Annotated in this window: 6 protein-coding genes and 1 pseudogene; 3 read left to right on the top strand and 4 right to left on the bottom strand. The window is 64.0% G+C overall.

The window, feature by feature from the left end:
* Nucleotides 1–757: 757 nt before the first annotated feature.
* The gene (locus BST11_RS25830) at nt 758–1,420 is read right to left on the bottom strand and encodes a nitroreductase (RefSeq protein WP_083141047.1); all 663 of its coding nucleotides are present in this window, start codon (nt 1,418–1,420) and stop codon (nt 758–760) included.
* Nucleotides 1,421–1,856: 436 nt separating this feature from the next.
* On the opposite strand from BST11_RS25830, the pseudogene BST11_RS25835 reads away from it, so the two are divergent.
* Nucleotides 1,857–3,263 (top strand): annotated as a pseudogene (locus BST11_RS25835) (IS1380 family transposase).
* 288 nt (nt 3,264–3,551) lie between these two features.
* A complete protein-coding gene (bioB, locus tag BST11_RS25840) occupies nt 3,552–4,631 on the top strand; it encodes a biotin synthase BioB (protein WP_083141042.1) in 1,080 nt (359 codons plus the stop codon).
* A gap of 283 nt (nt 4,632–4,914) precedes the next feature.
* Here bioB and BST11_RS25845 read toward each other — a convergent pair whose 3' ends face one another.
* The gene (locus BST11_RS25845; RefSeq protein ID WP_142276581.1) at nt 4,915–6,165 is read right to left on the bottom strand and encodes a hypothetical protein; all 1,251 of its coding nucleotides are present in this window, start codon (nt 6,163–6,165) and stop codon (nt 4,915–4,917) included.
* A gap of 895 nt (nt 6,166–7,060) precedes the next feature.
* Between BST11_RS25845 and BST11_RS25850 the strand changes: the two genes are divergently transcribed.
* Nucleotides 7,061–8,464: an IS1380 family transposase gene (locus BST11_RS25850; protein ID WP_083141044.1), complete on the top strand. Its 1,404-nt coding sequence runs from the start codon at nt 7,061–7,063 to the stop codon at nt 8,462–8,464.
* A gap of 95 nt (nt 8,465–8,559) precedes the next feature.
* On the opposite strand, the gene BST11_RS27385 is transcribed toward BST11_RS25850, so the two are convergent.
* Both BST11_RS27385 and BST11_RS25860 read right to left on the bottom strand, forming a co-directional pair.
* On the bottom strand, nt 8,560–8,859 hold the full coding sequence (locus BST11_RS27385) for a hypothetical protein (RefSeq protein ID WP_142276582.1): 300 nt from the start codon (nt 8,857–8,859) through the stop codon (nt 8,560–8,562).
* Between the two features lie 276 nt (nt 8,860–9,135).
* Nucleotides 9,136–10,368, bottom strand: coding sequence for an IS110 family RNA-guided transposase (locus tag BST11_RS25860; RefSeq protein WP_083141046.1), 1,233 nt, complete (start codon nt 10,366–10,368; stop codon nt 9,136–9,138).
* Nucleotides 10,369–10,490: the final 122 nt, after the last annotated feature.

A 10,490-nucleotide genomic window follows, 5' to 3' on the forward strand; every position in this document is an offset into this window, starting at 1 on the left:
AACACCAGGCCAGAGCCCGCGCGTGCCACCATCGCAAACACCATCAACAACAATGACAGCGATCTCCGGCTGTAGTATTAGGCGAGTATTACCAGGAATTCCGGCTGGCTTAAGAACCGCAAGGCGGGTCCTCTGGACGGCCAAAACTTTCGGCATTGAGTGGGCGAGGGCGCCAGGTGTGCCACAAGAAGATGATGAGGACGACGATCGACGCACTGTCAAGAATGTCGCGAGCAAGCGCGCCCATCAGGTGTGATCAGCGGCGCGTAGCGCATCGGTCAGAGCTTTTCGATACGCGTTCTCCGCTTCTTCGCTGCATAATCCGCCGATCACCGCCAAGCAGGCCATCGCGGTTTGAACAGCGGCCTCGACGGGATCATCCGCACTCGAGGTCAGCTCTGCTGCCCTTTGGCCCGCCTCTGGGCCGCCAGGGGTCACTTGGGACCCGAACACGATCGCGCCGAGACTCTCATGGCGGGCGAGGCTAGCGGTTGGACGCTGGCCGTGGCGGTCAATTCAGCAAATCCCGCCGCATGTCTTTCACTACGAAACTATTTGGGGCGCTGGGTACCTCTTCGTTGCCCGACCTTGGCTATGGCCAGCAAATATCAACGCCTTGCCAGCCCAGGAGAGACTTGTCACAATCGAATCTTCCGGCCCAGGGGCGTTTACTGGGCTTTGCCGGCGACCCGCACCGCACCCCCGTCTCCGGAGTCGGCTCGCCCAACTCGCATCGACTGACGTCGAGGCGTTCTCGTCACTCCAGAAATGTGACTGTCTCCGACAGCTGTGCACGGGGCATCTTCGGGTGAGGCGACGCCAGGTCGGTGTACCCAATCGACATGCCGCAGTACAAGATCCGCTGCGGTGGAGGTGAAATCACCTGCGCAACGGTGCGGTGGTACTCCGCCCAAGCGATTTGAGGGCAGCTGTCGACGCCCTCGGATCGCAGCAAGAGCATTACCGTCTGGAGATACATACCCGCGTCTCCCCACTGCGGCGGTGGCATATCGCGGTCGAGATAGCAGAAGAGAGCCGTGGAAGCACCAAAGCATTCCCAGTTGCCGGTGCGGACGAGGGCACGAGCCACCTGATCGTCGTGATTGATGCCCAGAGCGCCGTACCGGCGTTGTCCAAAATCCGCCAGACGTTCGCGGTACGGACTTTCCAGCTTCGCCGGATACGCATCGACCTCCAGAGCGTCCCCGGGATCCCCCGAAGCTACTCGCAGCGCAATCCGCTCTTTGAGCTCCGAAAGCCGGTCTCCGCAGAGCACATAGACATGCCACGGCTGAAGATTCCCTCCTGACGGAGCACGCGAAGCTGCCGTCAGCACTCGCAGCAGAATGCTCCGCTCAACCCGACGGTCGGTGAACGCCCGAACTGACCGCCGGCTGGCCACCGCGTTGTATACGTCCACCCCGGCAATGCTAGGCGGCCACCCGCTGATCGCTGGTATGCGCACTTCGGGTTTAGTAGTGCGCGCCACGGCCGTCCAGCGGACCAGGCGATTATGGGCGAGTATCATTGCGGTATTGATCTTTTCGAGCATGGCTCCATCCGGTGAGTAGACGTCGGCGTGACCCAGGCCCCGCGCCGCGCACCCGATGTTGCCGCACAGACCCAATGTGACGGTCATGCCTTGATGAGGTCTCGCTCATCGCATCGACTCACGCGCGACCACTGAACGGTCGAACGATCCCGCACCTTGCGCAAGGCCGCCCTTGAGCGACTAACCCGGATTTTTCGTGGAATGTTGTGAGTTTCGGGGTGTAGATACGCGAAAGTGCCTGTCCTGCAAGGGATAATCGGACTTCTCTAGGGTTCGATATCGCTGACGGGAAGGCACCTCGCAAGTGAAGAATATCGCGGTCGGGTCGCGGGTGAAAGTGTCGGCTGACGGCCGTGGTGTCGTGTCGCATGCCGGGATGGGTCTGGTGCGCGAGGTTGCCGACCGGTCGGGGCTATCGACGCAGGTCACCGCCGTGTTGGCCGACACCTACAAAGGTCCGTGGGTGTAGGCGCCCGGGGACGTGTTCGCCGATCTGGCCGCCGCGGTCGCCGACGGCGCGGACTGCATCGATGGCGTCGGACAACTGTGCGGCGACCGTGAGCACGTGCTGGGGACGAAGGCCTCGACCACCACGATGTGGCGGCTGGTCGACCAGCGGATCGACGCCGCACATCGACCCGGGATCCGCGCGGCACGGGGCATCGCCAGGGCAGCGGCGTGGGCCGCGGGCGCGGCGCCCGCCACTGGTGAGTGGTTGCACATCGATATCGACGCCACCCTGGTCATCGATCACTCCGACAACAAGGAACTGGCGACGCCGACCTGGAAGAAGTCCTTCGGGCATCATCCGCTGCTGGCATTTCTGGATCGTCCGGAGATCGCCGCCGGTGAAGCGCTGGCTGGGCTGCTACGCAGCGGCCGTGCTGGCTCCAACACCGCCGCCGACCACATCACCGTCCTGGACCAGGCGCTGGCGTCGCTGCCGCCGGCGTGGCGCCCCGCCCCGGGGCGGGGCGGCGATCCGCACGCGCCGAAGGTGGTGGTGCGCTGCGACACCGCCGGAGCCACCCACGATTTCGCCACGGCCTGCCGCACCGCCGGTGTGGGGTTCTCCTTCGGCTACCCGGTGGATTGGCGGGTACAAGACGCCGTGGACACCCTCAACCTCGGCCGGGCCTGGTACCCAGCGATCGACACCGACGGCGGGGTCCGTGACGGCGCGTGGGTCGCCGAGGCCACCGACCTGGTCAATCTGTCCACCTGGCCGGCCGGCACGAGATTGATCCTGCGCAAGGAACGCCCCCACCCCGGTGCACAGTTGCGGTTCACCGATGCCGACGGCATGCGGGTCACCGCATTGATCACCGACACCGCCGCTGGTGTGGTGCCCGGACAAGTCGCCGGTCTGGAGCTACGCCATCGCCAGCACGCTCGCGTCGAGGACCGCATCCGCGAACTCAAGGCCACCGGCCTGCGCAATCTGCCGTGCCACTGCTTTGACGCCAACGCCGCCTGGCTAGAAATCGTGCTAGCCGCATCAGATCTCGTCACCTGGACCCGGCTGCTCGGCTTCACCAGCCACCCCGCCCTCGCCCGCGCCGAGATCACCACCTTCCGCTACCGAGTCCTACACGTGGCCGCCCGCATCACCTTCGGCGCGCGCCAACTCCGACTCCGCATCGACGCCACCTGGCGCTGGGCCGCCATCATCTCCACCGCCTGGCAGACCATCCGCACCGCCTTCGGCTAACACCCCATCCCCTGACCCAACAACCACGAAAGATCCACTGGCCCTGGGAAAGCCCGCCCGCCCGACGACACGGGACCACCCCAACATGGCCCGACCCGCAAACCCCGTTCTCTCAACGCACCCCACCGCCAGGTTCGACCACAATCACCCTGGGCGAAAAATCGAGGCTAACGAGCCTTACCGCCGCCTTAAGAGACTCTTATCTTTCTTAACTTTGGTGTACGCTCGCTCGGCAAGCCGGGTGACGACATGTGATCCGCAGGCAAAGCGAGGGAGGACGAGCGGGCAATGACTCATCGAACGATTGACGAGATCTTGCCGGCGATCGCGGCGAAAGCCCTAGGAGGCGGTCCCGTAAGCCGTGACGATTTGTTGGCGGTGTTGGCCAGAAGTGATGACGACCTGCTCGACGTCGTCGCCGCGGCCGGGCGGGTACGCCGCAAGTTTTTCGGCCGACGGGTCAAGCTCAATTACCTGGTGAACCTCAAGTCTGGGTTGTGCCCCGAGGATTGCGGCTACTGTTCGCAGCGGCTCGGTTCGACCGCCGAGATCTTGACGTACGCATGGATCGAAGCCGAGGAGGCCGCCCGCCACGCACGCTGTGCGGTTGACGCCGGCGCTAAACGTATATGTCTCGTCGCCGCTGGCCGGGGACCGGCTGACCGCGATATTGAGCGCGTTGCCGAAACTGTTGCTGCAATCAAAGATTCCACGCCTGCCGTGGAAGTATGCGTCTGCCTGGGGCTGCTCAAACAGGGACAAGCCGACCGGCTACGAGAGGCTGGCGCCGACGCATACAATCACAACCTCAACACCAGTGCTGGTAACTACTCCCGGATCTGCTCAACCCACACGTTCGACGACCGAACGGCCACCGTGGCCGCCGCCAAAACTGCTGGGCTGTCGCCCTGTTCCGGCGCGATCTTCGGAATGGGTGAATCCAACGAGGACATCGTCGACATCGCCTTGGCCCTGCGTGAACTCGACCCGGATTCGATTCCGGTGAACTTCCTCATCCCTTTTGAGGGCACGCCTTTGGGCGGTCATTGGGAGCTGAGTCCACAACGGTGCTTACGCATTCTCGCGATGTTCCGGTTCGCCTTCCCCGACGTCGAGGTAAGGGTCGCCGGCGGACGCGAAATACGCCTACGCACGCTGCAACCGTTGGCGCTACACCTAGCCAATTCTCTGTTCCTCGGTGACTACCTCACCAGCCAAGGGCAGCCTGGCCGGGATGATCGGGCAATGATCGCCGACGCCGGATTCGTGATCGAAGGTCTCGATGAACCCACCCTGCCGGTCGACCGGCACGACCTCGTCATCACTCGCCACCGTGGCACAGGTACCACCGTCCCCGCCAACACCTAGACAGTTGATCACTTCGCGCCGAGAGTTGGACGAACCAAACGGTAGTGATTTTCTCCGACACGGCTCGGTTGGGCCGGTCGCGGCCCTCAAGCCGGCCGCGTCCAAATTCTCTAGCTCATTGCTGAACAACATGATTCGACGTCATTACGTCGCGACCGCTGCCATGACCGACCTTGTTCACCATGCGGACGTGGACGTCCAACCCACTCCATTGCGCCGACGGCGGGACTTAGGGTCTTTCCTGAGCGACGCGCAAGAAAAACAGCCGGCTCCGGTGCCCGCTCTACAGCAACGCCAAGAGCAGCGACGGCAGACGCAGCAGCAGCCCGCCGACCAGACTTGGCGCCAGTGTGGCCGACAGCTTCGCTGTGATGTTGGCTAGCAGAGGTGCAATCGATGACCCGACGTTTCCTAGCATCAGCGACGGCTGGACGACGTTCGCCAGATTCGGCAGCAGCGATGCAGCTTGCGACAGTCCACCGCTCAACGATGATACCGCTTGTGCCGCAGCACTATTCATTGAGCCCGTCGCCGGGGCACCCAGCGCTGTGGCGAGTTGGTTTGGCCAGTTGACGAGCAGCTGCTGAAGCAAGCCGCCGTTGTTGAATAGGCCCGCGAATGCTTCGCCGGTGGGGTTGTACACAGCACTCGGGTAGACATAGCCATTGAGGAGATCGCCAGCCAGGTCGGCAGGCATCTTGAGGACGTCGGTCAGCGCCCCGCCGAGGTTGCCGGTGGACAGGTCGCCCCCGATCTTGCCGAGGCCACCCAGCAACCCGAAAGTGACGCCGAGCTCCGGAGACAGCAGGGCATCGGTGAGGGATTTCAGGTTTGCATAGGTCATGAACGTGTTGGTCAAATTCGTCAAGGACTGAAGAAACTCATTGGGGAGCGTCGGCGTCGGCGGCGCCGCGGCCTTGGCGGTACTGAGGATTGGGCTCAGCAGCGGTTTCATCGTGTGGTCCAACGCCTCGAGCGCCCATTCGTCATAGAAGCTGAACGCACTGAAAGCGTCGCCGTGGCCGAGGGCGCCCAGGATCTGCTGCAGCGTACTGCCCGACTCCGTCACGCCGGCATGCGTCACGCTTCCCCCGAAGAGCCCGAAGACAAAACCGTCATCGCCGCCGTACCACCCGCCATAGAGCGCGTTCTGCAATCCCGTCTGCCCGCCCAGCAGCGCGGTGCTGATCAAGCCACTCTCGCCCGACATGTTGGCGCCGAGCTGCTGTAGCAAGCGCGGAAGCGCTACACCGGCCTCGGCGCTCAAGGTCTGCAAGTTGGCACCAGCCTGACTGAAGGCACTTTCGTAATCGCCGACTACATCGCCGAGCCCGTTGGTGAGTTCGACCGCTCGGTGCTCAATCCGGTGTTCGACATCAGAGGCGACATTTGGCGCCAGTGGATTCACGGCGATCAGGCTTGCACCAACCATGGCGACACCGGCCGCCATGAACCGATTGACGCGCGTCGTCGATTGCGAACGACCATGCCCGACGGCATGGCAGACCGAATTTGGACGAATGGCAAGGTCCACAGCATCTCCTTTGTTTCACCGGGGGCGCCATTAGCACGGCCCGTGAACGCTATCTAAGAACTGCTTGAGGCACAATAGGTAACCCTAACCTAATTTTGGGAAGGCCAGGTGGCCCAACGTGACCTCAACGTTGGCCGAGTATCGGCATTAAGCCCGCCAGCAGTACCTGCGGAGAGTCCTCTTCCGTCCTGGATCACCTGGTCATCGTCGACCACAACGCTCGTGGCCCTTACGGGCAGCGCGTCGGCGAGCACGACCAGCGCTGCGTCGCGATATGTGCCGACGCGATACGTGTCTCAGGGACCAGGGTTGGCGTCCGGGGCACCCGCGAAATTTTCCGGCTCTTTGCTGGCGTCGCCATGGATGGGGCAGTTCCGATCCGGCTCGGAACCGCTGTCCACTGAGAAGCAGAAGCAATCCGGGTGGATTCGCTTGCTACAGTCGCCACATATGGTCAGGTGGGAGCGCCCAAAGAGTTTGCCACATGCCACGCAGACTGATTTCGGTGAGGCCATCGCCGTCGCTCCCCACTGTCGAACTTTGTGCAACTCCCCGGGTAGATGGTCTCGCGATTCAGCCATCGCCGCTCCAGAAATGCCAAATCCGGTCGCAGTGACGGGTGACCCTCCGTGGGCGGTTTGAGAGCTCCGCCCAATGGCTCGATCAATGACCAAAGCGGCGGCGACTACCGGGATGGTCTGCAGAAGAGTCGGTCACCGCGCAAAGGCAATCTGCCGACGCTGCTACAACCAGGGCCACTATCGCGGAGGCTAAGCCTTGATCCACCGATCGACTTGGTGTTTTCCGGGTGTCGGAATGAGGAAAGTGCCTTCTGAGCTGGGATGATTGGTGTTCTTCACGCATCAATCGGGTCCAGTTCGGAAAGGCACTTCCGGTGCAAGTTTCGCATAGGTTCGCCGTGGAGTCAGCGGTGTTCGACGAGGACAATCTCGTGTCGTCGGCCGGGTTGGTGCCGGTGATGACGTTGGCTCAGCAGACCGGGTTGACCCGGCTGCTCGTGGAGAAGGTCTGCATCAGCGCGCCGCGGATCAAGTCCGGGTCGGCGAACCCAGCGCCGAAGCTGACTACCGTGGTGGCGGGCATGTGCGCGGGTGCGGACTGCATCGACGACATCGACGTCCTGCGCAGCGGCGGCATGAAGACGCTTTTCACCGGCGTGTACGCACCCTCCACGGTCGGCACATTGTTGCGGGAGTTCACCTTCGGTCATGCCCGCCAACTCGAATCAGTGCTCCGTGAGCATCTGGTGGCGTTGTGTCGGCGGGTCGAGCTGCTGCCCGGCGCAGCCGAACAGGTCTACATCGACATCGATTCGCTGCTGCGCCCGGTCTACGGCCACGCCAAACAGGGCGCTTCCTACGGGCACACCAAGATCGCCGGCAAGCAGATCCTGCGCAAAGGCCTCTCCCCGCTGGCCACCACGATCAGCACCCCGGGGTCGGCGCCGGTGATCGCCGGGATGCGGCTGCGCGCTGGTAAGACCGGCTCTGGCAAGGGCGCGGGGCGCATGGTCGCCCAGGCGATCAGCACCGCCCGCGCCGCCGGCGCTAGCGGAAAGATCCTGGCCCGCGGCGATTCGGCCTACGGCAACCGCAAGGTGGTGCGGGCCTGTCTGCGCCACGGCGCCCAGTTCTCGCTGGTGATGACCCGCAACCCGGCGGTCAACCGAGCCATCACCGCCATCGCCGACGACGCGTGGACCCCAGTGTCCTATCCCGGTGCTGTGCGTGATCCCGACACCGGGGCCTGGATCTCCGACGCTGAGGTCGCCGAAATCCCCTACACCGCTTTCGCATCCACTCCCGATCGGATCACCGCCCGACTGGTCGTGCGCCGCGTCAAGGACGCCCGCTTCCCCGACGCGCTGTTCCCGGTGTGGCGGTATCACCCGTTCTTCACCAACACCGACTTACCCGTCGCCGAAGCCGACATCACCCATCGCCAGCACGCAGTTATCGAGACCGTGTTCGCCGATCTCATCGACGGACCACTGGCACACATCCCATCGGGCCGTTTCGGTGCCAACTCGGCCTGGGTGCTGTGCGCGGCCATCGCCCACAACCTCCTGCGCGCCGCCGGCACCCTGGCCGGGGGAAACCACACTCGCGCCCGCGGTTCGACACTCCGGCGCAAGATCGTCGCCGTCCCGGCACGTCTGGCCCGACCCCAACGCCAACCGATCCTGCACCTGCCCACTCGCTGGCCTTGGTCCAAGGCCTGGCTTTCTCTGTGGCACAACACCATCGGACACAGCCCACCACTACCAGCGACACCCTGATCATCGCCGAAAGGCCCGACCGGAGCGCACAGGAAAAGCTGGGCAGACCAGCAATCACATCACACCCGCAGTCCGACCATCACGACCGCCCGACCTCACAACGACTCGCCCAAGCTCGTCGGTGGATCGAGGCTAAGGGAGACGGGTTGTTCGGCGATCGCGATGATTCGCACGACCACAGTCGCTTCGTCGTTGGCGAAGTTCCGCGCCCACGCATCAACGTCAGCGGTTGGCCGGGGCGCATCGAACGCCGCCAAGAGGATCCCGTCCTTGAGCACCCCTGCAGCAACGTCAGCCGGAGTTCCGGTGTACTGGTGCAGCCGCTCAACGCTTTGGAGTCGAGCGCAGCGATAGCCGGCCGCCGAGCCGAATCCCTGCCCCCAACCATCGGCCACACATTGGCCTGCGACGCTTGAGGCATGTAAGTGGCACCGCATAGCTTTCGCGCCGGGAGTCAAGGGGTGAGGTAAGCAGTGTTGATCGCCGGGGGCGTCGGCCTCGGTTGTCGGGCGATAAACGGGGTCCTCGCGGGGTCGGCTGGGCGCGTTGGTGGTTTCGGCAGGCTGATTAGTTGCCGTTGGGCGGCAGGCTTTCGTGTGCGCCGTAAGCGACCCAGCGCGGGCGGGCGGCAAGCTAAGTTGCGCCGTCGAGCGGCATAGCCGGAACGGCCGTCACCGCCCGCGACTGAGCCTTCCTCGACGATAGCGCTGTTCATCGAATGGTTGTTGTGTTCGAAGGAGTCGGTAGGACAGTCGGCAGGCATGGCGGGCCAGTGCGACGCGGGCCTGGATCGGGGCCATTCCTCGGGCGCGCAGTTCAGCGTTGCGCTCGAGGAATGATGGTGACCGCTGCGAGAGCCCCCACGCTATGCCCATCAGAGCGTCGCGGTGCTCGGCCAGCCCTTGGCGTGAGATGCGCTGGCGCCGGTTCAATGTGGCTGACTGATAGAGCGCGGGCGCCAAACCCGTTGCTGAGTAGAGGTGTTCGGCGTCGGGAAACCGTTCGATCGGCAGACTGTGTGCGGCGAACGCCGCAGCCCGAATTGTGGCGACGCCGGGCAAGGTGGTCAGTACCTGCCCGTCGGTCACGGTCAGGAGCTCGTCGATCTCGGCGTCGATGACGCTGACGTCGGCGAGCAGCCGGCGATAGCGGTCGAGGTCACGGCCAAGCCGGTGGGCGCGGGCCTGGGCATCAGCCGGTGCCGGCAAGCACTGCCGCCACCGCGTCGTCCAGAACTCGGCGGTAGCGACGGTCAACCGTCCTGGTGCACGGCAGATCAACGACCGCGGCTTGGGAGCGCGTCCGGCGAAAGCCACTGCGCAGGCCAATATCGCCAGACCGGTCGGCGTCTCCAGCGCCAGCGCCCGGCCGTGGCCCGCCGGCGACGACAACCCGGGACACAGCACGTTGAGCTGGTCGTGCAGTCGCTGCTGAGCGATCTTGCGATCAGCGACCAACCCGCGCCGATGTCGGACGGCAGCACACAACGCCTCGACCGCCCACTGCTCCTGGAACTGTCGGCCGAGCCCTTGGCGGGCCAGATAAGTCAACGCAGCACAATCGCGATCATCGGACTTGAATCGGCCCGATCCCAACTGGATTCGTGCCGCCTTGGTCTCTGAGGGCGCGAACACCCGCACCGAGCCGGGATAGCGCCGCTCCAACTCCGTAGCCCACGGCCGATGCAAATTTCCGCTCGCCTCGACCGCGATGACCGGCGCCACCGCTCCGTTTCGACCGAGTTCGACCTCCAGCTGCGAGATGCCATCCCTGGACACCGGCAAGGACAACGGGTCAACGAGGCTGCCTGACCCATTGCTGATCCACACGCGACTGAACGCCTTGCCCGGATCGACCGCGACAATCACCGTCGACGGATCAAGCGCCATCCCCAACACCGACATGAGCAGCCTCCTCTGAACTGGACCTCAACAGAGAATCCACCTAGTTACTTCGACCTGAAAAACCATTGAGGTGGTGAGGACGGGTTGGTGAGCGGTGGTCGGGTGCCGGATGGGTTTGCGGT

It is taken from the genome of Mycobacterium alsense (assembly GCF_002086635.1).
In the GTDB taxonomy this organism is placed as follows: Bacteria; Actinomycetota; Actinomycetes; order Mycobacteriales; family Mycobacteriaceae; genus Mycobacterium; species Mycobacterium alsense.